This window comes from Ruegeria sp. AG7, from assembly GCF_056541545.1.
This window is the reverse complement of the sequence record NZ_JBQFYP010000002.1, coordinates 257,637-282,555: the sequence shown is the minus strand read 5'-3', so window position 1 is coordinate 282,555 and position 24,919 is coordinate 257,637. Positions and strand designations below refer to the sequence as shown.

The window sequence follows — 24,919 nt, the reverse complement described above, 5'->3', positions numbered from 1 at the left end:
TGATAATTATGGTTCCTGCGGATTATGAAACCTGCCTTTGCGCTGTCTTTTTCTGCGACCGGAATATCATTGCATCATCACTCGGATGACGAATGGTTCGTTATCGGCTCGATTCCCTTGGATTCGCCGGACCTGTCTGGTCAGATGCAGGTTTTGCGGGAAAACGCTTTTGCGTTGGAAAACGACCTGAGCTGCAAGCTTGTTTTGCCTTCCGAACAGGTTCGATACCTTCAGGTTGCAACCGATGGCTTACCCCCCCAAGACACAGTGGAACGCATTGAGAGCGCACTTGCTGACGCAACGCCTTACGTTTTGTCCGAACTTAGCTACGACTATCAAACCGAAGGCGGCACCACCTATGTTGCGGCTGTTGCGCAAGAAACGCTGAGCGAGGCTCGGGCCTTTGCCTCGGACCATGGTTTCGTGCCGGTTTTATTTTGCGCCGAAGAAGACGCAGACGCATTCCCCCGAGAAGCATTGTTCGCAGAGCGTTCGGGCGCATCGGAAACCCGACCAGCAGAGCCACCGCTGTCGGCAAAAAACACAGACCAGCCCGAACCGGCAAAATCCGCCGGGAAACCAGCGCATCCCATTGCAGGCACAGCCGCACCAAACGTGTTTCTGACCCCCGAAACACCTGACAATAAGTTTGCGAATACGAAAGCGCAGGCACCGCGCATTGCGATCCCGGCATTTGCCGCGGCGGTTCTTCTTGGCGGCGTTTTCGGCGTTTGGCTGGCCTTGGACAGCGGTGGAGAAACAGATCAGGTCGCACTGAGCCCAACTCCAACCGAGATAGGTGTTTCCGAGCCGGATATCGACGCCCTGCCACCGATAGTGCCCGAAGTTGCGGCAATCACCCCCCCTGAAAATTTGCCGCCTGAGGCTCCACTGGACAGGGATGTGCCCCCCACGCCAGAACCTGCCGAGGCCGAGGCCGAAGCCGTAGAACAACCAGAGCTCACCCCTACCGACGCGGCAATCCTTGAGGCGCTCAAGGTGGCCCCTACTCTGGTTGACCCCATCGCTCAGGACCCCGAGGCAGACGAGGATATCAGCGCCGCCTCCGGTGTGAATGTAACGCCCCCGGCCGCTTTGGACGTGCCGGAAGCCCCGGAGCCGGACGAGTTGTATCTGACATCGATCGACAAATCCGACCTGTCCAGCGATGCGGTTGCCCTGCCCCCGGCTTCCAGTTTCGATACCGACGAACCCTTCGTTCGGGACGTGCAACATGGCATAGCAGGAGCGCGGTTCAATCTGGATGATCGCGGGCTTGTGGCACCTACACCGGAAGGAACGCTGAACCCGGATGGGATTGTCGTTTATCAAGGCCGACCGTCAAAGGTTCCGCCAGCAACGCCAGTGCGTTTCGAAGATGAACCCGTACTTGACGAGGTCGACGAAAGGCTGGCCGGTCTACGACCCAAACCTCGCCCTTCAGATCTGGTCGAGAGTTTCGAACGCGGGCAGTTGGGGGGGCGGTCGCTGGCAGAGCTTTCGGCCAAGCGACCAAAAGCACGCCCGGACAGTCTGCAAGCGCGCACAGAAATCGACGAGACGCCAACCGCGTTGGCCGTTGTCCGTGTCCCGCGCCCCAGGGTGCGCCCGGCGGTTCTGGACACTGCAAAGGCACCCGCTTCTGGTAACTCCAATCTTGGATCAACGGCCGCGCTGGACCAGAGCTCTGACGAATCCGGATCGTTTCAGGCGAAATCTGTCGCCCCCAAGATTCCCACAACTGCGTCTGTTGCCCGGCAGGCCACGCTCGATAACGCGATCAATTTGCGTCGCCTGAATCTGATCGGTGTTTACGGCACACCCGCCAACCGGCGCGCCTTGGTCCGGCTTCCCAGTGGACGTTACAAGAAACTGAAAGTTGGGGACAGTATTGACGGCGGCAAGGTCATTGCCATCAGCGACAGCGAGCTGCGTTATCAGAAGAAGGGTCAAAACGTGACGCTGGCGATGCCGCGTGGCTGATATCGGCACTCAAGGCCTTGACCCATTAACTGTAAACAGGTGCGTCGGAGGCAGCAGAACCGCCTCCGACATGTTGGTTTACTTTGATCAAGCAGCCGAAATCTCGCCGCTTTCGATCTGTTCGCGCTCGATGGATTCAAACAGCGCCTGAAAGTTCCCTTCACCGAAACCATCGTCACCCTTGCGTTGAATGAACTCGAAGAAGATCGGGCCAATCACCGTTTTCGAGAATATCTGCAACAAAATGCGCGTCTCGCCTCCGTCAACGACGCCTTCGCCGTCGATCAGGATGCCGTGTTTCATCATCCGGTCCAGCGGCTCTTCATGGCCGACCACGCGGGTCCTGGACTTCTCGTAATAAGCTTCGTTTGGACCCGGCATGAACTTCAGCCCGTTTTCAGCAATAGCATCGGTCGAAGCGTAGATGTCGTCGCTGCCAACAGCGATATGCTGAATGCCTTCGCCTTTGTATTTCTTCAGGTAAGACACGATCTGCCCGGTCTCGCCGCGGTCCTCGTTGATCGGAATACGGATACGGCCGCAGGGAGACGTCAGCGCTCGGCTGTAAAGGCCGGTAAACTTCCCCTGAATGTCAAAGAAACGGATTTCACGGAAGTTGAACAGGTCGCCATAGAACTTGAACCACTTGTCCATGTTGCCCTTGTAGACGTTGTGCGTCAGGTGATCGAGATAGAAGAACCCCTCGCCCCGAGGTTTTGATTCCTTGATCCAATTGAATTCCTGATTATAGGGCGATGTGTCGTAGTACTGATCAATGAAATAAATCAGCGACCCGCCAATACCCTTGATCGCAGGCACATTCATTGTTCTGTCATCGTGGTCGTAAGGTTCCGCACCTTTTGACAGGGCATGCTCATACGCTTTTTGCGCGTCCACCACCCGCCAGCCCATCGATGGCGCGCAGGGCCCATGTTCGGCCACGAACTTAGCCGCGAAACTGTCCGGGTCAGCATTCAGGATGTATGTGACATCCCCTTGTTGCCAAAGCTCGACAGCAGGTTTTTCCTTGTGGCGGGCCACCAGATCAAACCCCATCTTTGCAAACAGATCGCGCAGCTCCTGCGGTTCTGGATGGGCGAATTCGACGAATTCAAACCCATCTGTACCGGCAGGGTTTTCTTCGCTGATCACGGATTTCGGGGCATTGTGCGGGAAAGGACCCATGGCGCGTCTCCTACGAAAACAGGAATTTCTTTGCTGATTCAAAAATACGACTTTTCTGGCGCTGTTTCTGCGCATTGTTTTCGTTTAAACTGCAAGATGACGCGCAAAACGCGCATATAAATTAATAAAATCAGGATTTTTCCGCACATGCTGGATGCAACCGACAAGCGACTGCTTTCCGCGCTGCAAAAAGATGCACATCTGACGGCGCATCAACTGGGTGAAATGCTGAACTTGTCGTCCAGTCAAGCGGGACGCCGCCGACAGCGGCTTGAAGTCGAAGGGTACATCACCGGATACGCTGCCCGGCTGGACCCGCTGAAACTGGGCCTGCAGGTGCAGGGGTTTGTTCAGGTGCATCTGGGCACCCATGGCCCCGAGCAATCCGCAAGCTTTGCCCGCATGGTCGACACCCGCCCCGAGATTACCAGCGCATGGACGATGACAGGCGAGGCCGACTATCTGCTGCACATCTACTGTGACGACCTGTCCGCGCTCAACAGCTTGCTACATCAGGTGATCCTGCCGCATCCTGCCGTTGCACGAGTACAGAGCCAGATCGTAATGGATCAACTTAAACGCGACGCTCCCCTTCCCACCTGAAAAGGTTCCGAGGATACACATGGACGACTTTCTATACCAGGCTTCGATCTATCTGGCAGCGGCTGTCATTGCCGTTCCCCTGTCTGCCAGACTGGGGTTGGGATCTGTGCTGGGCTATCTTGCCGCCGGGATCATTATCGGACCCGTACTGGGACTTGTCGGAGCGGAAACCGAAAATCTTCAGCATGTGGCCGAATTTGGCGTGGTAATGATGCTGTTTCTCATTGGTCTGGAACTGGAGCCACGCGCCCTATGGGACATGCGCGACAAGCTATTGGGTCTGGGCGGATTGCAGGTGTTGCTGTCAACAATCGCGATTGCTGCCGTGGCCATGTACGCCAACCATCCCTGGTCGGTTGCCCTGGCGGTAGGGTTGACCCTTTCGCTTTCATCGACCGCGATCGTTCTTCAAACCTTGTCAGAAAAAGGCCTGATGCAGACAAATGGCGGCCGTGCGACATTTTCGGTTCTGTTGACGCAGGACATTGCGGTGATCCCAATTCTGGCTTTGTTGCCACTGCTGGCCCTGCCCGCCATGCCGCGCTTCCAAGCCGATGGATCGATAGACAGAGGGGCCGGAGGTTCACATGGCGCGGGCGATCACAGCCTGTCACTGGTAGAGGGGTTGCCGGGCTGGGCCGTTACCCTGGTCACAATCGGCGCGGTGGTGTTTGTCATTCTGGCCGGTGTCTACCTGACAAGACCGTTGTTTCGCTTCATCCACGCAACCCGTCTGCGCGAGATGTACACCGCACTAGCACTGATGATCGTCGTGGGTATTTCGTTTCTGATGACACTGGTCGGCCTGTCACCTGCCTTGGGCGCGTTCCTGGCAGGTGTTGTTTTGGCCAGTTCTGAATTTAGACATGAAATGGAAAGTGACCTTGAACCGTTCAAAGGGTTGTTTCTGGGGCTGTTTTTCATCACGGTCGGGGCCGGAATAGACTTTGGTTATTTCTTCAACGACCCGCTGGACCTGATTGGACTGGCGCTGCTTGTGATACTTGCCAAGGGGATCATCCTTTATCTAGTGGGCAAGGCTTTCAAACTGCGGGGGCGTGATCACTGGTTGTTCACCCTTGGGTTAGCGCAGGCTGGTGAGTTCGGATTTGTCCTGCTGGCATTTTCGACGAAACAGAATGTTATTCCGCCCAACCTGTCGCAAAAGCTGCTGATGATCGTTGCTCTGACGATGTTGATCACACCTCTTCTTTTCATTGTCTACGACGCCTTGTCAAAGAAGATTGGCGATTCAGCGACCACCCCCGAACCGGACGTGATCGACGAAAAGGGCCCGGTCATCATCGCCGGCATTGGTCGCTTTGGTCAGATCGTCAACCGGCTGGTACGGGCCAGCGGTTTCAAGACAGTCGTTTTGGACCACAATATTGAAACCATTCAGCTGATGCGCCGATTTGGTGTCAAAGGCTTTCTGGGTGATCCCACTCGGCCGGAACTGTTGCGCGCGGCGGGATTGGACAAAGCATCCGTTCTTGTCGCCGTTATGGATGATCACAAGCAAGTCACGCGACTGGTCAGCTATGCCAGACGGCAGCGCCCTGACCTGCACATCATCGCCCGCGCCCGCGACCGGACCCATGTGTACGAGTTGTATCAGGCGGGTGCCAATGACATCGTGCGGGAAATGTTCGACAGCTCGCTGCGTGCAGGTCGCTATGTTCTGGAGAATATCGGGCTGAGTGAGTACGAAGCAGCCCAGGCCGAGCAGACGTTTTACCACCACGACCGGAAGTCATTGCGTGATCTGGCCGAGCTTTGGGTTCCCGGACTGCCAACCGCCGAAAACAAAAAATACATTGAGCGTTCGCAGGCGCTGGAAAAGGATCTGGAAACCGCGCTGCTGGAACTGGCCGAAGAGCACGCGAAAAAATCGGCCTGACCCAAGCCTTTGCCCGGGCCAGGTACGGGTTTAGCTGTCAGATACCCCAGCTTCGGCAAAGGTTGCCATGCCGGAATGACAGGCAACGGCACTTTTCAGAATGTTGATCGCCAATGCCCCGCCGGACCCTTCGCCCAACCGCAGGCCAAGGCTCAGCAACGGCTCTTTACCCAATTTCGCCAGCACGGCGCCATGGGCCGCTTCGGCGCTTTGGTGACCTGCCACAGCATGATCCAGCGCGCCATCGGACAGCTTCCACAAACAGGCGGCGGCGGCCGAACAAATGAACCCGTCCAGGATCACCGGGATGCGCAACACCCGCGCAGCAGCAATTGCACCCGCCATTGCGACTATCTCGCGTCCACCCAGACAGCGCAGGATGTCCAGACCATCATCTGACGCGTGTTTGGCGACACCCTCGGCCACGACACGGGTTTTGTTGACCAAACCTGCGTCATCCACACCAGTTCCGCGACCTGTCCAATCGGACGCGTCGCCACCAAACAGAGCACAGGCAATAGCCGCAGCCGGGGTGGTGTTGCCAATACCCATTTCGCCGACCACCAAAAGATCAGATTGCGGATCAACGGCCTGCCAGCCAGTGCGCAACGCGGCTAGCAATTCATCCTCTGTCATGGCTGGGGCTTGGGTGAAATCCGCGGTCGGCTTGTCCAGATCCAGCGCGTGTACATCCATCTTCGCGCCTGCGGCCCTGGCCAACTGATTTATCGCCGCCCCGCCATGTTCGAAATTCATCACCATCTGCACGGTCACTTCCGGTGGAAAGGCCGAAACACCCTGCCCGGTAACACCGTGATTTCCGGCAAACACGATAACCTGAGGCGCACTGATCTGTGGACGGGCGTCCCCCCGCCATCCTGCATACCAGACTGCAAGATCCTCAAGCCGACCAAGCGCGCCGGGGGGTTTGGTCAATTGTCCATTTCGCTCGGCCGCGCCCTGCACCGCTGCGGCATCTGGGCCCGGAGCTCCCGCCAGGACAGCACGGAACGTGTTCAAATCATTCAGTTCAGGCAGCATGAAAGCCTCATTGCATCAGAGTGGTCCTGCGTGTTTAACCGAAGGATCGAAACCAACAAGACCCCGAAAGGCACGGGCGTGCATAAAAACGACACCAAACCGTTTTCCCTGTGGGATGTTCCGCTGGCCCTGGTGCTGTTGACCCGCCTGCCCCTGCCCCGTTTGCCCAAAGCCGTTTTTGCCCGGCAGGCACAATCGGTATGGGCGTTTCCACTGGTTGGGCTGGTCGTTGGCGGGTTGGCATGCCTGACCGGTTGGCTGGCGATGGGGCTTCAACTGCCCCCGTTTGTGGCGGCTTCATTACTGGTTTCAGCGCTGATCCTGATGACCGGGGCAATGCACGAAGATGGTCTGGCTGATACGTTCGACGGGCTTTGGGGCGGTTTCACCGCTGAACGGCGGCTGGAGATCATGAAGGACAGCCAGATTGGAACTTACGGCGTGCTCGCTTTGGTGATGTCGCAGCTTTTACGAGTATCCGCGATTTCTACCATACTTGTCACTGGTCCGATCTGGATGGTGGTTGCGGCTTGTGTATTTTCCCGCGCATTGATGCCAGCACTGATGGTACTTCTTCCAAACGCCAGAACGTCGGGCCTGAGCCATTCGGTTGGTTCCCCCGGCGCAGGATCAGCCTGTATCGCTGTGGGCATCGCGATTCTGGTCGCTTTCAGCTTGTGCGGAAGTCTGGCGCTTAACGCGATAGTCTTCGCGACTTTGGTCGTTGCCGTTTTGGGGCTCGTCGCGAAAACCAAGATCGGCGGTCAAACCGGAGATATTCTGGGAGCGGCGCAGCAATTGGCGGAAATCACGTTTCTGCTTACACTCAGCGCCCAGACCTAACGCGACCCCCCTGTTTCAATTCGCAACGTATCGCCGCAATGTTTGCAATGCACGGCGTCTGGGTCGTGCCGGTACAGCCCGCAGCTGGGGCATTTGTGACGGACCTTCTGTGGCGCGAAAATTGCTTGCGCCAGCCGGACGAACAGTGCCACGCCAACGACCATAATGAAGACAGAAAACAGCTTGCCACCCGGTGTGACCAAAGTGATGTCGCCAAACCCGGTCGTCGTGAGCGTCGCCATGGTAAAATACAGCGCATCTACGTAGGGCGTTTGCGCGTCTTCTGGTATAAAAAACACCAAAACGGCCGTCGAGGTGGCAAAGACAAAGACCAGCAGGTTGATCGCTGCGATAACAGCGTCCTCGTGCGTGCGGAAAAAACGGCTGTCGCGCCGCAAATCCCAGAGCAGGTGATATGAATGGATCAGACGCAGGGCGCGTAATATCCGCAGGAAAGCCAGGTTGCCTGTCAAAAACGGATCAAGCACCAGCGAGAGGACGACTACGATATCCGCCACGGTGTAAATCTGGCGCAACAGCTTCCAGCGGTCTTTTGAAATCCAGAGCCGCGCAGAGAAATCCAGAAAAATCAGCACGCCGACCAGTTGACTTGCAACGGTCAAACCTGACCCATGCGGGATGTGGGCCGTCGCGACAAAGAAAATGATTGTCGCCACGTCGAATAGGATCAGCGCATACCTAAACCAAACCGAAACAGGGTCGTGCCCGATATACAGGTATTTCACAGTCTGCTTCATGTCTGTCCGGTAATCCGCTGCGTACACAGTGAAATTAGCGCCACTTGAACAAATCACCAAGCCACGAAAAAGGCCGCCCCAAATTCGGAGCGGCCCGTTTTGTCAAAGTACCTTCGATCAGGCAGCGCGTGAGGTCAGAACTTCGTCCACCTGCTTGGCGGCAGACACCTCGCCAGCGCCTGAAACAGCCGCGACCTCACGGGTCAGACGTTCCAAAGCGGCTTCGTACAGCTGACGCTCGGAATAGCTCTGCTCGCGTTGATCATCGGTGCGGTGCAGGTCACGGACAACTTCGGCGATCGAGATCAGATCGCCCGAGTTGATCTTCTGTTCATATTCCTGCGCGCGACGGGACCACATGGCGCGTTTAACCTTGGCTTTGCCCTTCAGCGTTTTCATCGCCTGGCTGATCACATCGGGCGAGCTGAGCGACCGCAGACCGGATTCGGTCGCCTTGTTGGTCGGCACGCGCAACGTCATCTTGTCTTTCTCAAATGAGATGACGAACAGCTCGAGCGTGAATCCCGCGACATCCTGTTCCTCGATCGAAATAATCTGACCCACGCCATGGGCGGGGTAGACAACATAGTCGTTCGGGCGGAACTCGAGCTTTTTCGACTTTGTCATTCAGTTTTTTCCTTGCTTGCGGACGGGACACGGACAACAAAAACACCACATGCGGGGACTGTCTCAGCCCCGTCAGGCGGCGATATTGTCATAAATTCAATACTCCAAAGTGAGCATACTTACGGAGCGCATCCCAATCTCGGTCATCATGTGGAGTGTAGTATATCACAAAATTACGACGCCCGAAAGTTTACCTTACGGGAATTTTTCATATTCAACCTGCGTTCAACAGGTTGTGCCGTGATCTTTATGTCAAAACAGGCCGTGTGGAACGAATCACTCAGCCGCCTTCTCCGGGCGCTTCCGAGAAATACTTCTCCATCTTACCCTCTTCACCGTCACGCTCCTCTGCGTCGGGCAGCGGGTCTTTTTTGGTGACGATCACCGGCCATTGTTCGGAATACTTGCGATTGAACTCGACCCACTCCTCCATACCCGGCTCGGTATCGGGGCGGATTGCATCGGCGGGGCACTCGGGCTCGCACACTCCGCAGTCAATGCATTCGTCAGGATGAATGACCAGCGTGTTTTCACCTTCGTAGAAACAGTCCACCGGACACACTTCGACACAGTCGGTGTATTTGCAGGCGATACAGTTTTCGGTGACTACATAGGTCATGGTCGGATTCCTGTTTGCGGTTTGAGCGACTAGCTAATTCAGTCTGGCCCGCTCTTCAAGACAGGATCAGTGATCTTCCGGGCGAGAAAGATCAATAGCGCGTCGATCTTTCTTGGTTGGCCGACCTTTTCCCTCGAAACCTGGATTTACAAGAGGCGCTTCCTGCTTTTCGGTCATATCAAAGTACAGAGTTTGCGCCTCGGGTGCCGGACCTCGGCGTTCCCCCAGTTTTTCCACACGTATGACGCGGACGATGCGACCCTGCGAGAAGGTCAGAACGTCACCGGGGGCCACGGCCTGCGCCGGTTTCAGCACCCGGTTTCCATTCAGCCGGACATGGCCGCCACTGACCTGTTTGGCGGCAAGGCTGCGGGTCTTGAAGAACCGCGCCTGCCACAACCATTTATCGATCCGCAGTTTGGCCTCGGCCATCTTGCGTCAATTACCGTCCTTCAGACCCATAAGCGCTGCGGCGAACGGGTTGTCGGGATCAATGGCCTTTTCTTTTTTCGGTGGCCGTGACGAGAAGGTCTTGGCCCCTTGCGGCTTTCCGCCCTTCTTGCCGTGCGGTTTGCCACGGCCCTCCTGCGGTTTGCCCCGTGGTTTCCCCTTGCCCTGCCCCGACTCGCGGCGCGGACCACGGTTCGGCTGACGCTGACGACCCCAGGTGAAGGTGTAAAACACTTCGACCTCGGGTTCATCCGACGCAGGTTCCGCGACCTGACCTTCTGCGACAGCCTCGGCTGCCGTCTCGGTGCTTTCGGTGGCCTCAGCTGCCTCCTCTGCGGGCGCGGCGACCTCTTCTGATGCCGCGTCAGGTGCTGGCGTCTCGTCGATAACGGCTTGTTCAGCCGCCTCTGTCACAGGCTGCTCAACCGGTTCCGGTTTGACCTTGCCACGCTCGCCGCGTTCGGCTTTGTAACCCAGCCCTTGCATCAGGTCAGCAAACTGTTCAAGCGTCATACCAGTGATCGACAGCATATCCGGCTTGGCTTCGAACCCGCCACGGCTGTCTTCCGCACGAAGCATATCGGCCAGACGTTCCAGCATGTCGATACGGATCGATCGGTCGCCCGCATCGCGGTAGCCGCACATGGTGTCGTAACCCTGCGGTGCATCCTTGGCGACCGGCACAGTCACCAACCCCGGAGGCGGTGCTTCGGGGAATTCCTGCAAACCGCCATACAGCGCCCACAGCACCAGACGCAGACGCGTCGGTGCGGGCTTCAGCAAGAGCGGCATGAAGATGGTGAACTGGCCAAAGCGGATGCCATGCTTGCGCAAGGCGCCACGCGCGTCCTGATCCAGATCCTTGACCTCTTGCGCGACGCCGGCGCGCGGCAGTATGCCCAGCGCCTCGACCATGCGGAAGGCAAACCCTTTCGCCAGCCCGTTGAGCTCCTCGTCGCGCGACAGATTCAGCAGCGGCTCGAACAGTGCAGCGATCTTGCGGTCGATGAAATGCTGCAACCGGCGCCGCACCTTCTGTTCGACATCCGGACCTGCGGCCTCGTCCACAAAAACCTCGACCACGGGCTTGAGAGGTTCGGCCCCGGCAACCAGTTTGCCAACGGCATATTCGCCCCACATCAGGCCGCCCTGATCGGTGAAATCAATTTCGGTATCGGGCGCATTGTAGAAGCGATCGGCACGCAGATGGAATTGCGGCGCGAGTGCTTGCAGGGATGCCGATTTGAGCGCTTTCGCCTCGGTTCCTTGCGCACTTTTGTCCGGACTAAACCGGAACCCTTCCAGACGACCGACGAATTCGCCTTCGACGGTCACTTCACCCTTGTCATTTACTTCGGCCAAAAGGGCCTCCTTCTGTTTGAGCCGCCGCAACAAAACCGATGTACGCCGGTCCACAAATCTTTGAGTCAGACGCTCATGAAGTGCGTCAGACAGTCTGTCTTCTACAGTGCGCGTTTCGTCACGCCAATGTGATTCGTCACGCACCCAACCGTTTCGTTGCGCAACATATGTCCAGGTGCGAATATATGCCAACCTTTTGGATAACGCATCGATATCCCCATGGGTTTGGTCAATCCGCCGTATCTGCCGGGCCATGAAATCATCGGGAATACTGCCGCGTTCGTGCAGGTGGCCATAGATCACTTCCAACAGGCTTGCGTGCTCTGCATGGCTGATGCCGCGAAAATCAGGGATTCTGCACACATCCCACAGCAATCGAATGGATGGACCGTCACTTGCGCGGGCGACAATCTCGGCCTGTTGTGACAGCGATTTCAACACATTCAGGTCATCAGCAGGGCGGGCTTTGATCAGGTGTTCGTCATTTGGACTGACTTCAAGCGAGTTGATCAGTGCTTCAATCGAACCAAACCGGAGAGCGGCATTCCGCCAGTTCAACTTTTTCATCGGCGTGAACCGGCTGTCCATGACCGCCTGCGCGACACCTTCGTCCAGCGGCGGTGCCTCTCCGGTCACGCCAAAGGTGCCGTCCGACATCCCGCGCCCGGCCCGGCCGGCGATCTGGGCAAGCTCATTCGGGGCCAGCGGACGCATCCGCCGCCCGTCGAATTTGGTCAGGGATGAAAAGGCAACGTGGTTAACATCCAGGTTCAGGCCCATGCCGATAGCATCTGTGGCGACCAGGTAATCAACCTCACCATTTTGATAAAGCTCCACCTGAGCATTCCGCGTCCGCGGGCTGAGGGCACCCATGACAACCGCCGCGCCACCTTTCAGGCGGCGCAGAAGCTCCGCGATGGCATACACATTTTCGACCGAAAATCCGACAATAGCGCTGCGGGGCGGCATCCGGCTGAGTTTCTTCGAACCGGAATAGACCAGCTGCGACATCCGTTCGCGCCGGACAAACTGCGCCTCGGGCACCAGCGCGGCAATCGGGCCACGCATGGTGTCAGAGCCAAGAAAAAGTGTCTCGTTTGTTCCGCGCGACCGAAGCAGGCGATCTGTAAAGACATGGCCGCGCTCGGGGTCGGCACACAGCTGGATTTCATCAATCGCCACGAAATCCGCACCCACACCTTCGGGCATCGCCTCGACAGTGCAGACCCAATACTGGGTCCGGGGGGGCACGATCCGCTCTTCACCGGTGACAAGCGCAACAATCGACGGCCCGCGGATGGCGACGATCTTATCGTAGACCTCGCGCGCAAGCAGACGCAGCGGCAGACCGATGATACCTGTGCGGTATCCCAGCATCCGTTCGATTGCGTAATGGGTTTTACCTGTATTCGTAGGGCCCAGAACGGCCACTATTCGGGATGACCCGCTCACCTTTGCCCCCTGCCCGGACCTTACAGCGCTGCGCCGTTGATCTGCAGCTTCAGTCGATTCACCGCATTGGTTACTTCTTCGTGGTGGGGATGTATAGCCAATGCCCGTGAATAGGCGTCGTAGGCTTTGTCAGGTTGTCCGATAATCTCAAAGATCAGGCCCAGACCATAGATTGCCTCGTAATTGTTGGGGTTCAGGGTCAGGGCATGTTCCAGATCGGCAGCGGCCATGCCAAACCGTTCGATTCCGAAAAAGGCCGAAGCGCGCAGATGCCAGCCTTCAGCGAATTCGGGCGCATGATCCGTCAGGGCGGTCAGGTGTTCCAATGCCGCACCTATGTCGCCGTCATCCAGCGCTTCACGGCCACGCTCTAGCAGCAGATCAGCCGATGCTGAACCGGACTGCGCCCACAGGGCTTGCAACTGCCGATCCAAAGCGATGGCCTGATCGGGTGTCGATTGGGCAAGTTTTTGCAGCAATTCGCCCTCGTTCCGCGAATCCGCCTGTTGCGCGAGGCAAGTGGAGGAAATCGTGACTAGGACAAAAAGTGCCGCGACGATACCTTTGAGATTGTGGATTGCAATGCTCATAACAATAATCAGTGTAGCGTTGCGACCGGGGATGTCCATTCACGGCGCACTAACAATATGAGGAAAAACATGAGCGAGATACTTGAAAAGGCAGCTGCCGCGCTGAATGAAAAACTGGAAGGCGGCGCGTTTGATGCCTCGGCCAAGTTTGATATCGCCGATCTGGGTGCCATTGTCCTGGATTCCAACGGCGCGCGGGTCAGCGACGATGACGCTGATGTCACCCTAAGCGCTGATGCCGACACGTTCGAACAAATCCTCAGCGGTGAATTGAACCCGACAGGTGCGTTCATGTCCGGCAAGCTGAGCATTGATGGCGACATGGGTGTTGCCATGAAACTTGCATCGGTACTGGCCTGATGGAGTTCTCGCCGGCCCCTTTGTTTGAAGACGTGGCCGGCGGCCCCGCCGGTGGAAAGGCCCACTGGTTGATAGCGTCGGATCAAAAACGCATTCGCGTTGCTCACTGGCTTCCGGACGGAAAGGTACAAGGCACTGTCATGATGTTTCCTGGACGCACGGAATACATTGAGAAATACGGCACTACTGCCAGCGAATTCGTAGAGCGTGGGTTCGCCATGCTGGCCGTCGACTGGCGCGGTCAGGGTCTTGCAGATCGATTGCTGGACGATGCTCGGGTCGGACATGTCGATCAGTTCACCGATTACCAGCAGGACGTTCAGGTCACTCTGAAACTTGCAAGCGCGCTGGATCTGCCAAAACCATGGTACGTGGTCGGGCATTCGATGGGCGGTGCAATCGGGTTGCGTGCCGTCATCGAGAAAGGATGTTTTGCCGCTTGCGCTTTCACGGGCCCAATGTGGGGAATTTTCTTCACTCCGGTCATGAAACCCCTAAGCCGCGTTACGGCCTATTGGGGCACAGCGCTTGGCCTGGGCGAACGAACGCCCCCCACCACAACACTCAAAAGCTATGTCCTGTCGCAACCTTTCGAGGGAAACATGCTGACCCGCGACCCGGACATGTACCGGATGATGCAGGATCAGTTGAATGCACACCCAGAACTCGCGCTTGGTGCCCCTTCAAATCTGTGGCTGCGCGAGTCGCTGGATGAATGTGCTTGGTTAATGGAGCAGACCGCCCCTCAGACACCCTGCCTGACATTTCTGGGCAGCCATGAGCAAATCGTTGACCGCAAGGCAATTCGTGCGCGCATGGCCAATTGGCCCAACGGAACGCTGATCGAAATTCCGGATGGTGAACACGAGGTACTAATGGAAGCACCCGAGGTTCGGGGGCCGGTGCTGGACAAGATTGCGGCGCATTTTCTGGCCAATCAGGCCAATGGCGCACCCGAGCTGGTTTCCTCGTAAACCCTTTCACCTTTGGGATTGGCCGCTTGTGATCCGGGCGCGCCAGCCCTAGATGTTTGCAAAAGCAGTCTACTAAAGGTGATCCATGCGCGACCTTCCTTACCCTGTCCGTGACGCGAACGCAATCGGTGGCTCCGGCAATCTGGGCAATCTTCCGGAATGGGATCTGAGCGATCTCTACACCTCGGAAAACGCACCCGAATTAGCGCGCGATCTGGATTGGCTGGAAGGCGAATGTGCCGCATTTGCTGCCGATTACGAAGGCAAGCTGGCCGATCTGGAGGCCGCAGACCTGCTGACCTGTGTGCATCGCAACGAAAAGATCAACGCCATCGCCGGGCGTGTCATGTCCTTTGCAGGTCTGCGCTACTACCAACTGACCACAGACGCAGAGCGCGCCAAATTCCTGTCGGATATGCAGGAAAAGATCACGATCTTCACCACTCCGCTTGTGTTCTTCACGCTCGAGATCAACCGGATCGAAGACGATGTTCTGAAAGCTCATTTTGCGGCCAACACGGATCTCGCCCGCTACGAACCTGTGTTCCGTCGCATCCGTGCAATGAAGCCCTACCAACTGTCTGACGAGCTGGAAAAATTCCTTCATGATCTGGGGGTTATCGGCGACGCGTGGGAACGTCTGTTCGACGAAACGATTGCCGGACTGGCATTTCATGTCGACGGTGAAGAACTGAACATCGAAGGCACCCTGAATCTGCTGACGGAACAGGACCGCGCGAAACGTGAGGCCGCGGCGCGTGAACTGGCATCGGTTTTTCAGGACAACATCAAAACCTTCGCCCGCGTTCACAACACGCAGGCCAAAGAGAAAGAAATCGTTGATCGCTGGCGCAAGATGCCGACCGCTCAGACCGGGCGTCACCTGTCGAACGATGTCGAGCCAGAAGTGGTCGAGGCCCTGCGTGAGGCGGTCGTGGCCGCCTATCCCAAACTCAGCCATCGCTATTATGAGCTGAAGCGCAAGTGGCTTGGACTGGACGTCATGCAGGTCTGGGACCGCAACGCGCCCCTGCCCATGGAAGACACGCGTATCGTGAATTGGGAAGAGGCCAAAAAGACGGTGATGAACGCGTATGATGCCTTTGATCCCCGCATGGGCGAAATCGCGGCGCCTTTCTTCTCAAAAGGATGGATCGACGCGGCGGTGAAACCGGGCAAAGCGCCGGGGGCCTTCGCCCATCCGACAGTTACGGATGTCCACCCCTATGTGATGCTCAACTATCTGGGCAAGCCGCGCGATGTGATGACGCTTGCTCATGAACTGGGTCACGGCGTCCATCAGGTGCTGGCCGCAGGCCAGGGCGAGATGCTGTCATCCACCCCGCTGACGCTGGCGGAAACCGCCTCGGTCTTTGGTGAGATGCTGACCTTCCGCAAGATGCTGGAACAGGCCGAAACCCCGGAACAGCGAAAGGTTCTGCTGGCTGGCAAAGTCGAAGATATGATCAACACGGTGGTCCGACAAATCGCCTTCTACGACTTTGAATGCAAGCTGCACGCTGCCCGACGTGAGGGCGAGCTGACCCCGGATGACATCAACGCCCTTTGGATGAGTGTACAGGCCGAAAGCCTTGGCCCCGCATTTGAATTCATGGACGGGTACGAGACCTTCTGGGCATACATCCCGCACTTCGTTCACTCGCCCTTTTACGTCTATGCCTATGCCTTCGGCGACGGCCTCGTGAATGCGCTTTATTCTGTTTACGAAAGCGGCGCGGATGGGTTTGAGGACAAGTATTTCGACATGCTGCGCGCTGGTGGTTCGATGCACCACAAGGAACTGCTGGCCCCGTTCGGTCTGGACGCCAGCGACCCCAAGTTCTGGGACAAGGGCCTGTCGATGATCTCAGGCTTTATCGACGAGTTGGAGGCGATGGAGGGCTGAGACGCCCTCGACAGAGGGCGGCGACATCTGCCTTGCGGAAAAAACCTGCCATGCCCGGCAATGTCGCGCCCAAGGAGCTCCTGAATGCCCGCTAAGCGGAGACAGCCGCTCTTCACTGAAATCAGATGAAGGCCCGCTTCGCAGGGAACCGATGCACGTCCCAGCTTGACGTCATGTTGTTTTGCTTAGCAAGTGGCATGATAAATAGGGCGAAGAGCAGATGGAAAGCACGATAACCACTTCAACCAATGGAAACAGTTGGGAGATTGTTCCGGCCAACACCTTTGCAGGAATTATACTTGGGGTGTTGTTCATCTACTTGTTTTTTCGCCACCTCATGTTCGTACTCATGTTAATGGATTTAATTCTGGGTTGGCTGCGAAAGTTCAACTGGTTCCCAAAGAAAGGGAAGCGCGGGAAGACATTCATTCATTGGGTCATCGCGTTGGCGCTGTTTTTGGGATTTTTGTCAGTGGCAGGTTCTGCAGGTTGGTTGGAGTTCATTCCTCAATAGCTGCCATTCATACGCAGCGCGGCATCGGTAACTCTGGGCTCTTAGAAGCCAAACCCGAACTCACTTCAACTGGCTGTCTTTTGACCCACGCCGATTGACGCCGCCGCGCGCTTTGAACGCGCCATCGCGTTCCTGCTGGCACTCAAGGCACAGCTTCACGCCCGGCAAAGCAACGCGGCGTTTTTCAGGGATCGGCTCTTCGCATTCGGCGCAATGAGTCAGGCTTTCACCTACAGGCCGCTTTTGCGCCTGCATCCGCGCCAGCTCATCCGAAATCGACGCTTCGATCTGTTCGTTTACTGCGCCGTCGCGCGCCCAGCCTCCGGCCATGGGTCTTCTCCTGCTAAACGTACGCAAAAGGATAGCCGAGCCCGCGCAAAGGGCAAGTTACAGCGAAACTGCACCCGCGAACACACGATCAATCACCTCTTGCGTCCCCCGAGAAAACTCCAGCGGACAGGGATACTCTACCCCTTCCCTGACCGAGCGGCAGAAGGCCTCGACCTGAAGCTTGTAATGGTCCGCTCCGGGGAACCGGGTAACCAGTACCTCAAGCCCCGGGCGATGCAACTCGACCCGGGCTTCACCAAACACACGCGCATTAAACGGTGTTGTCAGGCGGATCAGGCCATTGTCCCCGTGAAACACCATTTCCTGATGGGGATGCATCCGAATGGACACGTAGCTTGAGTAGGTAAAACTGGGGAACTGCGCGCGAATTTCGGTGAAGATGTCGATTTCATCCTGCCAACGGATGGCTGACTGTATCGCCACAGGTTCCTGCCCCGTAGCAAACCGGGCGCCGCCGATCACGTAAACACCGATGTCACGCAATCCGCCGCCGCCCGTTTCAGCACGGTTTCGAATATTCTGGGTATCTGCCCGATTGTCGAAGCTGAACGCCCCGGTTACATGCACCAGATTTCCGATTGCGCCATCCGCAATCAGTTTGCGTGCCAATTGCCATTGGGGGTGGTGCACGATCATATACGCCTCGGCAGCAAGCAGGCCGCTTTCGTCGCGCTTTTGGATCAATGCGTCAAACTCATCCGCCTTCATTGTCATCGGCTTTTCGCAGAGCACATGTTTGCCGGCATCCAGCGCTTTCAGGCTCCATTCCACATGAAGGTGGTTCGGCAGTGGAATGTAGACCGCGTCGATACCGGGGTCTGCCAACAGCGCATCATAGCTGTCGAACATGTTCAGGTCGGGACAGAAAGACAAAAAAGGTTCAGCCTTTACCGCATCCGACGTCGCCAGCGCAGCCAATCGCGCCCCGTTGGAGGCATGTATCGCCGGTGCCATGTATTCACGTGCGAATTTCGCGGCTCCCAACACGCCAAACTGAACCGGTTTTTGCATAACGCTCTCCATAGATGTTCGAACCCCAAAGGGTTCGTTCCCCTGCGAGGTCCGCAGGATCGACCTGTCACACCGTCATCGAAATGAAACGCGCCTTTGCCCTACCATAGCTTTGACCCTGCGGCCATTCTTTTGGCTTCACAGTCAGGATAGCGGCCTCAGACGATCAACTGGTAATGAGTCGTCAGGATGCGCCGGGCATGTGCGCGTAGAGGAGGTTTCTTCGCACAAATGCAAAAAACCAGCCCGCAGCTATTGCAGCAGGCTGGTATCGTGGTCAGCTGACACCCAGCATCCCTTTTTCACGCGCAAGATCCCGCATTTTCCTTTGCAGTTTCTCGAACGCGCGAACTTCAATCTGTCGGATCCGCTCGCGGCTGACATTATATTGGGCGCTGAGGTCCTCCAGCGTCACCGGCTGATCCAGCAACCTGCGCTGAGTCAGGATATCCTTTTCACGGTCGTTCAACACGTCAAGCGCCGCAGCCAGCAACTCGCGACGCGCTTCCAGCTCATCGCGCGCCTCATAATCTCCGGCCTGGTCGGCATCTTCATCCTCAAGCCAATCCTGCCATTGCATCGTGCCTTCGCCTTCGGACCCGACCGTGGCGTTCAGAGACGCGTCCCCGCCGGACATGCGGCGGTTCATGCTGATCACTTCCTCTTCGGTCACACCCAGATCATTGGCGATTTGCGCGACATTTTCCGGACGCAAGTCGCCCTCTTCCAGGGCGCCGATGCGCGCTTTGGCTTTGCGCAGGTTAAAGAACAGCTTTTTCTGCGCCGAGGTTGTGCCCAGTTTAACCAGCGACCACGACCGCAGGATATATTCCTGAATCGAGGCGCGAATCCACCACATGGCATATGTGGCCAGACGGAAGCCTTTTTCAGGGTCAAAACGTTTGACCGCCTGCATCAGGCCCACATTGGCTTCGGAAATCACTTCGGCTTGCGGCAAACCGTAGCCGCGATATCCCATGGCAATCTTGGCCGCCAGCCGCAGGTGCGATGTCACCATCTTATGCGCGGCTTCTGTGTCCTGCTCTTCGACCCAGCGCTTGGCCAGCATATATTCTTCTTCCGGCTCAAGCAGGGGAAACTTGCGAATCTCCTGCATATAGCGGTTCAGGCCGCCCTCGGGCGTCGGCGCGGGGAGATTTGCGTAATTTGCCATTATGATGTCCCTCCGACAAATGTTTAAGTCTTTAACATAGGATATGGGTAAAGAACCCATCCTGTTCAAGAGGTGCTGCTAACAGTCTGAAATTAATCTTTCATGAAGGAAAGATAAGAAACTCTTACTCACAGGACTTTGCTTATTGTGTCAGCGGCGCGCGAAGCGCGGCAATCAGGTTCTCCATGTCTTGCGGCAGTTCGGCCTCAAACCGCAGGTGTTCGCCCGTCACCGGGTGCTCGAACCCCAATACGGCGGCGTGAAGCGCCTGCCGGGGAAAGTCGTACACGCATTCGGCAGCGGCGGGCGTAAACGCCCTTGTGGCCAGTTTCCGCTTGCCACCATAGATCGGATCCCCGACAAGCCCATGCCCGGCATGGGTCATATGAACACGGATCTGGTGCGTTCGCCCGGTCTCGAGCCAGCATTCGATCAGAGCAAGACCAGCAGGCGTGCCAAATGTTTCAACTACCCGCGTGCGTGTCACCGCGTGACGCCCGCCATGAAACAACACCGCCTGCCTTTGACGGTCGGTCTTGTGCCGCGCAAGCTGGGTGGTCACACGCATGATGTTTCCCGGCTCAAAGCTCACCCCTTTGACGCCTCGCAGACGGGGATCACTTGCATCCGGAACCCCGTAACACACAGCGCGGTAATAGCGTTCGACACTATGTGCTGCGAATTGTTCGGCCAGCCCGTGATGTGCGGCGTCTGATTTGGCGACCACCAGAAGACCGCTGGTTTCCTTGTCGATCCGGTGAACGATACCGGGGCGTTTCACCCCCCCAACACCTGACAAAGCCTCACCGCAATGGTGTAGCAAAGCGTTGACCAGCGTACCCCCGGGCGAGCCCGGCGCGGGGTGCACCACCATGCCTGCTGGCTTGTTGACGACGATCACGTCTGCGTCTTCGAAAACAACTTCAAGCGGGATGTCTTCTGCGCCGATGTGGCTGTCTTCAGCCTCGGCCACAGTTATGACGACCTGCGCCCCTTCGGACACTTTGGCCTTTGGGTCCTGCATCCGGGTTCCGTCGATCCGAACTGCGCCATCCTCGATCAGGCGCGCCAGCCGCGTGCGCGACAGGTTTTCACCGTCTGGCACATCCCGCGAAAGCGCCTTATCAAGGCGAGGCGGCGGATCGGCCGCGATCTGAAACTCAATCTGGCGGGTGCCCATGACTGTCCCTTCCGAACCCCAAGAACCGCAGGAAACCCCGCAGCTGCGATTGCTGCGGCGGATGGTCATGCTGCTGACCGCGGTGATGATTGGCGGGGTTCTAGTGACATTCGCCCTGATTGTCATCCGCCTATCGGACCGCACACCCACCTTGCCGGATCAGATCGACTTACCCGATGGTGCGCGGGCACAGGCCCTGACCATCGGGTCCAACTGGTATGCGGTCGTGACCGACGACAACCGCGTCCTGATCTTTGACAAGACGACAGGAAAGCTGCGTCAGGAAATCGCCGTCGAGTAACCGGATCAGTTCGGGAACAGACGGGTACCGATCCAGGCCTCACCCATCTGCACATCCAGTTCGGGCGTACGCATCTTGCGTTTTCCGCCAAACGGGCAGAGCGTGATTTCGCCCAGATAAATCTTGTCGCCAATTACATAAAGGTCCACCCGCGCAAACTCGACACGTTGCCCGACGGCTTCGGCTATTGCGACCATATCGTCAAACACCTTTGGCTTGGGCTCGGTGTCATCGCTTGTCCGGAAATACAGCTCTTTCGGGATGAAGTTGAAATCCCGGTCGTGGATCATCTGCACATGTCCCCGAGAGCGGTCCCGGTCGACCTGAACAATCTGGACCTTTCCGGCGACAACCCAGAATTTCCAATCGATGATGTCCTGACCTTCAGCCGCCAGATCCTCTTCAAGGAAATAGCGCGTGTCGATCGTGGAACACCACCATTCTGCCGCCCAGAACCCGTGGGGAATGGGTTTATTGCTCCAATTGGCAAGCTTTTCCTGGGCCAGGTTGCGGTCTTCTGTGTTCATGGGCCAGGTGACCCTATGGTTTTGCCCCTGCCCGTTATTGCATTTGAGCCAATAGCTGCCCGGCTCGAGGTCGAGGTCTTCCGGCAACTCAGGCGAAGATGAGACCCAATAGCGCTTCACCGGTGTAACAAGGTTCCTGGCTGGTTCCGGGATATAGTTCTCCGCCGTCAATCTGTCTGCCGGCGACACTTCAGGCATCTCGCCAAACATCTTCATGACCAGGAGTTTTTCTGTAAGCGTCTTCGGCGCACTCAAGTCTGGCAAACGGCGGTGCGCTTCAGAAAACTTAAAGATAGATAGCATCAGCGCATTCAGACGCGCCGGGTCGTTGGCAAAGTGGTCCCAACCACGCAGAAAGCCGTCGCGCGACTGATCCTGTGCTCTGTAAAGACCAAGATTTTGGATTTTGTCCAACTCGAGCTGCGCGAATTTGAGGTACTCTTCGCGTTCGGATAACAAAGCAACGGACATCAATCCGCCAGTCGCTGCACTGATCTCTTCTTTCGTCGTCGTTAAGTCAGGAAGCACATCGGGGAAACTAACAGGCTTCGGCGCCCTTCTGCCGCCACGTGGCAGTGGTGCGTCGGTGGGTCTGATCCCCAAGCTGCGCAGCCTGCGGTCCAGGAATGAATAACGTTTTACACCCTTTGCAATCCACCAACGCATCCGCCGCCCCCATAGATGGACGGCTAGCGTTTCATCCTTGAGGTACTTATCGCGAAATTCCCGTGCATGAATGTCGTTCGCCTGACCCGTTTGCCGAAACGGCAAAGGGTAAAAGATCGGAGGTGGGCTGGCATGCCCTATCTCGCCATGATGCTGTAAAAACCATGTCATGACCTCTGGTCCATAAACACTGTGCGCCTGATCCGAGGCATGAGGCAACTCACCAGCCTTTTTCAGGCGTTCCAGCTTTTCGCGTTCCTCACCTTCTACCCACGGGCGGATCGGGAATGGATCAAGGCTGTATTCCGTATATGCCTTCAAAGCAGGGCTATCGGATGGCAACCGCATGATCGCGTTGCAAATCGTGGTGCGATTGAAGAAACCAAACACGTGATCCGCTTTCGGGACAGGCTTCAAAGCAACGACATCTGTGTCGCACCAGAGGAAATCGGTTTTTTGCATCAATTGCAGCCTGAAAATGTCAGACTGCGGGACCGGTGTTTTGAACTGGTTGTTCATGATGAACTGCTGCGGTTCGTGAATTTCGTTCGCCGAAACCAGTTCGATACCTTCGGGTACGTTTTCGACCTCGCCATAGTGGAACAGCACGACCCTGTGTCCGTTCGCAACAAAGGACAAAAGGCACATCTGTTCCAGAAAACTGAGAGGACCTTCCAACCAGAGCATTCCGATTGTGGGAAGAGTATTTTCCGCGGCCATATGCAGTTTCTCCGAGGGCGAGTTTGTCAGGATTCAGGCTGTTTTACGCTGGAAGACGGTTGCTTGCCTGACGAAAGACGCGCGTGCAATCCGCGGTCTTTTGCAACAAATTCTACAGCCGGCTTATTAACAAGCGTCTGGTAAAGCGCGTTGTATTCTGGCTGTTTGAGAAGGTCCTCGATCAACGCCTTGTGCCACAGGAATGCTTTTCGGTGCAGCCGTGCAAGCCGTTCGTCGGACTGAAATTCTGCCATCACCACGTCAACGTCCTCCTTGTACCTGAGGATCGTCTCATCCGTCGCGCCACCCCGGTTCCAGCGGTCCCAGTATTCCGTTCCCAGCGTCTGCGAGGAGTGGTTGGCCCGCCCACGGCTGCGCTTGGCCAAATAGGCTTGTGTGGAGCGGACCGCGTAGTGATTGATCTGTGCAATCTCAAATCCAAAAGGCGGTGCAACATGGTTCCCAAAGGGTGCGGGTTCTTTCGCGTGCCCCCCGGGAACAGACCGGAATACACCTGCCTGAAACTCGGACTTGGGATGCGGGTTGTGCAACCCATAGCGGAGATAGACGTCGCCCTGCCGGAAAAGCGATTTGACGAACCGGCGCCCCGCCCCGCCCTGTTCATACTCCAACTCACCATCGAAAAAACGCTGCGTCACCGGCGCGTCGCGCAGAACATGGCGACCGCTGTTTGAGAATATCTTCCATGGTATGGAAATGACATCCACGCCCGGCGTCGCCTCGATCAGGTCGTCCACTTTGTGGTTTCCGACGTGAATATTCAGAAACTCATCCGCATCGCAGACATAGACCCATTTGGCTTCTTTCACGACGGGCAGACGGCGGGCCTGTCGCAGTGCTGATCTGTGAATCCCGCCTGTGCCCACGCGGTTCCTGTGAAACTCAACATGACCCAGGGCCTCAAGGCGGCGCAGAATTTGGTTCGTACCGTCCGTGCAATCGTTGGTGTAAACGATGATCCTGTCGAAACCCAACACCTTATGATGAGCCACCCATTCCAGAATATATGGGCCCTCATTTTTCATCGCTGAGATGAGGATTTTTTCAGGCTTGTTCATCGCTGCCATTCACCCCAGACGCTCAGTCGCCCTGTTTCTTGCTGTCATCTTGTGGAGTGATTTTTTCTATGGCGATCTGCGCACCGGCAATTGCCCGGATACGCAATTCACGAGGGTGTTTGCCCAGAAACTCGTTGACGGCGCGGATCACTCCGTCGCCCCACCACCCCCGGCGGTGGTAATCATCAAACGCCATGATCCCACCCGATTTGATCTTGGGAAACAACGCCTCCAGGTCCGCAGTAACACCTTCGTAAGAATGATCCCCATCGACATAGGCAAATGAAATGCTCTCATCGTCAAAAAGCTTTAATGCTGGCACCGAGAAATCGCGTATAATGCCAACCTTGCCCTCCTCGATCTCTTTTTCGAAGGACGTGACGACCTTCTGGAAGATGGCTTCCATCTTTTCGTCTTCGGTCCTGCCAACAAACGCCGTTGTATGCGATTCCTCGCCAATATGTTTCCAGGGGTCGATCAGAAACAACTGACTGGGTTCAAGCAATTTCAGGATTGTCGGAGAAAACTCGCCCTGCCAGACACCGATCTCAACAGCCACCCCCCCCTTGGGAAGACGCGTCAGGAATGTACGGCGGATCGCGTCTTTTGTATTCTTGCGTTTGGTTGCCTTGTCTGCGTTCGGTTTATTCTGGCTGCCGGGAAGAGCACCGATCACTCTGGGTTCGTTTGACATCTCGACCTCACTTGCAGACGGGTATTGATTTCTCGCGAAACCCGTTTTG

General features: G+C 56.7%; 24 protein-coding genes. 9 read left to right on the top strand and 15 right to left on the bottom strand.

The features are described from left to right. The first annotated feature begins 24 nt into the window (after positions 1-24). Positions 25-1,983: a hypothetical protein gene (locus tag ACR0BF_RS04390; RefSeq protein ID WP_480624352.1), complete on the top strand. Its 1,959-nt coding sequence runs from the start codon at positions 25-27 to the stop codon at positions 1,981-1,983. Between the two features lie 87 nt (positions 1,984-2,070). Here ACR0BF_RS04390 and hppD read toward each other — a convergent pair whose 3' ends face one another. After that, complete coding sequence (gene hppD / locus ACR0BF_RS04385; protein WP_480476620.1) at positions 2,071-3,168, bottom strand: 4-hydroxyphenylpyruvate dioxygenase; 1,098 nt, start codon at positions 3,166-3,168, stop codon at positions 2,071-2,073. Positions 3,169-3,315: 147 nt separating this feature from the next. On the opposite strand from hppD, the gene ACR0BF_RS04380 reads away from it, so the two are divergent. Together ACR0BF_RS04380 and ACR0BF_RS04375 are read left to right on the top strand one after the other, a co-directional pair. After that, positions 3,316-3,771: an Lrp/AsnC family transcriptional regulator gene (locus tag ACR0BF_RS04380; RefSeq protein WP_480553259.1), complete on the top strand. Its 456-nt coding sequence runs from the start codon at positions 3,316-3,318 to the stop codon at positions 3,769-3,771. 19 nt (positions 3,772-3,790) lie between these two features. Then, the gene (locus ACR0BF_RS04375; protein WP_480493394.1) at positions 3,791-5,671 is read left to right on the top strand and encodes a monovalent cation:proton antiporter-2 (CPA2) family protein; all 1,881 of its coding nucleotides are present in this window, start codon (positions 3,791-3,793) and stop codon (positions 5,669-5,671) included. Positions 5,672-5,701: 30 nt separating this feature from the next. Here the strand turns inward: ACR0BF_RS04375 and cobT are convergent, their stop codons facing one another. After that, the gene (gene cobT, locus ACR0BF_RS04370; RefSeq protein ID WP_480624351.1) at positions 5,702-6,712 is read right to left on the bottom strand and encodes a nicotinate-nucleotide--dimethylbenzimidazole phosphoribosyltransferase; all 1,011 of its coding nucleotides are present in this window, start codon (positions 6,710-6,712) and stop codon (positions 5,702-5,704) included. A 30-nt stretch (positions 6,713-6,742) separates the two neighbouring features. Here cobT and cobS point away from each other — a divergent pair, with 30 nt between their 5' ends. Beyond that, complete coding sequence (gene cobS / locus ACR0BF_RS04365) at positions 6,743-7,555, top strand: adenosylcobinamide-GDP ribazoletransferase (RefSeq protein ID WP_480624350.1); 813 nt, start codon at positions 6,743-6,745, stop codon at positions 7,553-7,555. Here cobS and ACR0BF_RS04360 read toward each other — a convergent pair. The 6 genes from ACR0BF_RS04360 to ACR0BF_RS04335 all read right to left on the bottom strand — a co-directional run bounded on the left by ACR0BF_RS04360 (position 7,552) and on the right by ACR0BF_RS04335 (position 13,413). Next, complete coding sequence (locus ACR0BF_RS04360; RefSeq protein WP_480604225.1) at positions 7,552-8,313, bottom strand: potassium channel family protein; 762 nt, start codon at positions 8,311-8,313, stop codon at positions 7,552-7,554. The two genes, cobS and ACR0BF_RS04360, sit on opposite strands and share 4 nt — an antisense overlap. A 117-nt stretch (positions 8,314-8,430) precedes the next feature. After that, the gene (locus ACR0BF_RS04355; RefSeq protein WP_050603638.1) at positions 8,431-8,940 is read right to left on the bottom strand and encodes a CarD family transcriptional regulator; all 510 of its coding nucleotides are present in this window, start codon (positions 8,938-8,940) and stop codon (positions 8,431-8,433) included. A 280-nt stretch (positions 8,941-9,220) separates the two neighbouring features. Then, positions 9,221-9,559: a ferredoxin FdxA gene (fdxA, locus tag ACR0BF_RS04350; RefSeq protein ID WP_170616129.1), complete on the bottom strand. Its 339-nt coding sequence runs from the start codon at positions 9,557-9,559 to the stop codon at positions 9,221-9,223. 66 nt (positions 9,560-9,625) lie between these two features. Beyond that, entirely contained in the window at positions 9,626-9,991 is a 366-nt protein-coding gene (locus ACR0BF_RS04345) for an RNA-binding S4 domain-containing protein (RefSeq protein WP_209504209.1), read from the bottom strand. Positions 9,992-9,997: 6 nt separating this feature from the next. Continuing rightward, a complete protein-coding gene (locus tag ACR0BF_RS04340; RefSeq protein WP_480624349.1) occupies positions 9,998-12,823 on the bottom strand; it encodes a helicase-related protein in 2,826 nt (941 codons plus the stop codon). 20 nt (positions 12,824-12,843) lie between these two features. Then, entirely contained in the window at positions 12,844-13,413 is a 570-nt protein-coding gene (locus ACR0BF_RS04335; protein ID WP_480624348.1) for a tetratricopeptide repeat protein, read from the bottom strand. Positions 13,414-13,482: 69 nt separating this feature from the next. On the opposite strand from ACR0BF_RS04335, the gene ACR0BF_RS04330 reads away from it, so the two are divergent. The 4 genes from ACR0BF_RS04330 (at position 13,483) to ACR0BF_RS04315 (ending at position 17,167) form a co-directional block, all read left to right on the top strand. Next, complete coding sequence (locus ACR0BF_RS04330; protein WP_480516666.1) at positions 13,483-13,773, top strand: SCP2 sterol-binding domain-containing protein; 291 nt, start codon at positions 13,483-13,485, stop codon at positions 13,771-13,773. Then, positions 13,773-14,747: an alpha/beta fold hydrolase gene (locus ACR0BF_RS04325; RefSeq protein WP_480624347.1), complete on the top strand. Its 975-nt coding sequence runs from the start codon at positions 13,773-13,775 to the stop codon at positions 14,745-14,747. The genes ACR0BF_RS04330 and ACR0BF_RS04325 overlap by 1 nt, the downstream gene beginning before the upstream one ends. A gap of 85 nt (positions 14,748-14,832) precedes the next feature. Continuing rightward, complete coding sequence (locus ACR0BF_RS04320) at positions 14,833-16,653, top strand: M3 family oligoendopeptidase (protein WP_480604215.1); 1,821 nt, start codon at positions 14,833-14,835, stop codon at positions 16,651-16,653. Between the two features lie 220 nt (positions 16,654-16,873). Next, positions 16,874-17,167 (top strand): hypothetical protein, encoded by a 294-nt coding sequence (locus ACR0BF_RS04315; RefSeq protein WP_480554718.1) that lies wholly within the window; start codon positions 16,874-16,876, stop codon positions 17,165-17,167. A gap of 60 nt (positions 17,168-17,227) precedes the next feature. Here ACR0BF_RS04315 and ACR0BF_RS04310 read toward each other — a convergent pair whose 3' ends face one another. The 4 genes from ACR0BF_RS04310 to ACR0BF_RS04295 all read right to left on the bottom strand — a co-directional run bounded on the left by ACR0BF_RS04310 (position 17,228) and on the right by ACR0BF_RS04295 (position 20,883). Then, on the bottom strand, positions 17,228-17,497 hold the full coding sequence (locus ACR0BF_RS04310) for a DksA/TraR family C4-type zinc finger protein (protein ID WP_480493401.1): 270 nt from the start codon (positions 17,495-17,497) through the stop codon (positions 17,228-17,230). Positions 17,498-17,554: 57 nt separating this feature from the next. After that, on the bottom strand, positions 17,555-18,529 hold the full coding sequence (locus ACR0BF_RS04305; RefSeq protein WP_480604211.1) for a Gfo/Idh/MocA family protein: 975 nt from the start codon (positions 18,527-18,529) through the stop codon (positions 17,555-17,557). Between the two features lie 277 nt (positions 18,530-18,806). Beyond that, a complete protein-coding gene (gene rpoH, locus ACR0BF_RS04300) occupies positions 18,807-19,703 on the bottom strand; it encodes an RNA polymerase sigma factor RpoH (protein WP_480476596.1) in 897 nt (298 codons plus the stop codon). A gap of 142 nt (positions 19,704-19,845) precedes the next feature. Continuing rightward, positions 19,846-20,883 (bottom strand): RluA family pseudouridine synthase, encoded by a 1,038-nt coding sequence (locus ACR0BF_RS04295; protein WP_480624346.1) that lies wholly within the window; start codon positions 20,881-20,883, stop codon positions 19,846-19,848. On the opposite strand from ACR0BF_RS04295, the gene ACR0BF_RS04290 reads away from it, so the two are divergent. After that, positions 20,882-21,184: a DUF6476 family protein gene (locus ACR0BF_RS04290; protein ID WP_480493405.1), complete on the top strand. Its 303-nt coding sequence runs from the start codon at positions 20,882-20,884 to the stop codon at positions 21,182-21,184. The genes ACR0BF_RS04295 and ACR0BF_RS04290 overlap by 2 nt on opposite strands. A gap of 5 nt (positions 21,185-21,189) precedes the next feature. On the opposite strand, the gene ACR0BF_RS04285 is transcribed toward ACR0BF_RS04290, so the two are convergent. Genes ACR0BF_RS04285 through ACR0BF_RS04275 form a run of 3 tightly spaced genes read right to left on the bottom strand, consistent with a single transcriptional unit; the run spans position 21,190 to position 24,870 of the window. Next, on the bottom strand, positions 21,190-23,097 hold the full coding sequence (locus tag ACR0BF_RS04285; RefSeq protein WP_480624345.1) for an ATP-grasp fold amidoligase family protein: 1,908 nt from the start codon (positions 23,095-23,097) through the stop codon (positions 21,190-21,192). Positions 23,098-23,123: 26 nt separating this feature from the next. Continuing rightward, complete coding sequence (locus tag ACR0BF_RS04280; RefSeq protein ID WP_480624344.1) at positions 23,124-24,176, bottom strand: glycosyltransferase family 2 protein; 1,053 nt, start codon at positions 24,174-24,176, stop codon at positions 23,124-23,126. Between the two features lie 22 nt (positions 24,177-24,198). Further along, complete coding sequence (locus ACR0BF_RS04275; RefSeq protein ID WP_480622422.1) at positions 24,199-24,870, bottom strand: class I SAM-dependent methyltransferase; 672 nt, start codon at positions 24,868-24,870, stop codon at positions 24,199-24,201. Between the last annotated feature and the right edge of the window lie 49 nt (positions 24,871-24,919).

Coding starts and splice junctions, on each gene's coding strand:
- ACR0BF_RS04390 (WP_480624352.1), top strand. CDS start 25: ATGAAACCTGCCTTTGCGCTGTCTTTTTCTGCGACCGGAATATCATTG.
- hppD (WP_480476620.1), bottom strand. CDS start 3,168: ATGGGTCCTTTCCCGCACAATGCCCCGAAATCCGTGATCAGCGAAGAA.
- ACR0BF_RS04380 (WP_480553259.1), top strand. CDS start 3,316: ATGCTGGATGCAACCGACAAGCGACTGCTTTCCGCGCTGCAAAAAGAT.
- ACR0BF_RS04375 (WP_480493394.1), top strand. CDS start 3,791: ATGGACGACTTTCTATACCAGGCTTCGATCTATCTGGCAGCGGCTGTC.
- cobT (WP_480624351.1), bottom strand. CDS start 6,712: ATGCTGCCTGAACTGAATGATTTGAACACGTTCCGTGCTGTCCTGGCG.
- ACR0BF_RS04360 (WP_480604225.1), bottom strand. CDS start 8,313: ATGAAGCAGACTGTGAAATACCTGTATATCGGGCACGACCCTGTTTCG.
- ACR0BF_RS04355 (WP_050603638.1), bottom strand. CDS start 8,940: ATGACAAAGTCGAAAAAGCTCGAGTTCCGCCCGAACGACTATGTTGTC.
- fdxA (WP_170616129.1), bottom strand. CDS start 9,559: ATGACCTATGTAGTCACCGAAAACTGTATCGCCTGCAAATACACCGAC.
- ACR0BF_RS04345 (WP_209504209.1), bottom strand. CDS start 9,991: ATGGCCGAGGCCAAACTGCGGATCGATAAATGGTTGTGGCAGGCGCGG.
- ACR0BF_RS04335 (WP_480624348.1), bottom strand. CDS start 13,413: ATGAGCATTGCAATCCACAATCTCAAAGGTATCGTCGCGGCACTTTTT.
- ACR0BF_RS04330 (WP_480516666.1), top strand. CDS start 13,483: ATGAGCGAGATACTTGAAAAGGCAGCTGCCGCGCTGAATGAAAAACTG.
- ACR0BF_RS04325 (WP_480624347.1), top strand. CDS start 13,773: ATGGAGTTCTCGCCGGCCCCTTTGTTTGAAGACGTGGCCGGCGGCCCC.
- ACR0BF_RS04320 (WP_480604215.1), top strand. CDS start 14,833: ATGCGCGACCTTCCTTACCCTGTCCGTGACGCGAACGCAATCGGTGGC.
- ACR0BF_RS04315 (WP_480554718.1), top strand. CDS start 16,874: ATGGAAAGCACGATAACCACTTCAACCAATGGAAACAGTTGGGAGATT.
- ACR0BF_RS04310 (WP_480493401.1), bottom strand. CDS start 17,497: ATGGCCGGAGGCTGGGCGCGCGACGGCGCAGTAAACGAACAGATCGAA.
- ACR0BF_RS04305 (WP_480604211.1), bottom strand. CDS start 18,529: ATGCAAAAACCGGTTCAGTTTGGCGTGTTGGGAGCCGCGAAATTCGCA.
- rpoH (WP_480476596.1), bottom strand. CDS start 19,703: ATGGCAAATTACGCAAATCTCCCCGCGCCGACGCCCGAGGGCGGCCTG.
- ACR0BF_RS04290 (WP_480493405.1), top strand. CDS start 20,882: ATGACTGTCCCTTCCGAACCCCAAGAACCGCAGGAAACCCCGCAGCTG.
- ACR0BF_RS04295 (WP_480624346.1), bottom strand. CDS start 20,883: ATGGGCACCCGCCAGATTGAGTTTCAGATCGCGGCCGATCCGCCGCCT.
- ACR0BF_RS04285 (WP_480624345.1), bottom strand. CDS start 23,097: ATGGCCGCGGAAAATACTCTTCCCACAATCGGAATGCTCTGGTTGGAA.
- ACR0BF_RS04280 (WP_480624344.1), bottom strand. CDS start 24,176: ATGAACAAGCCTGAAAAAATCCTCATCTCAGCGATGAAAAATGAGGGC.
- ACR0BF_RS04275 (WP_480622422.1), bottom strand. CDS start 24,870: ATGTCAAACGAACCCAGAGTGATCGGTGCTCTTCCCGGCAGCCAGAAT.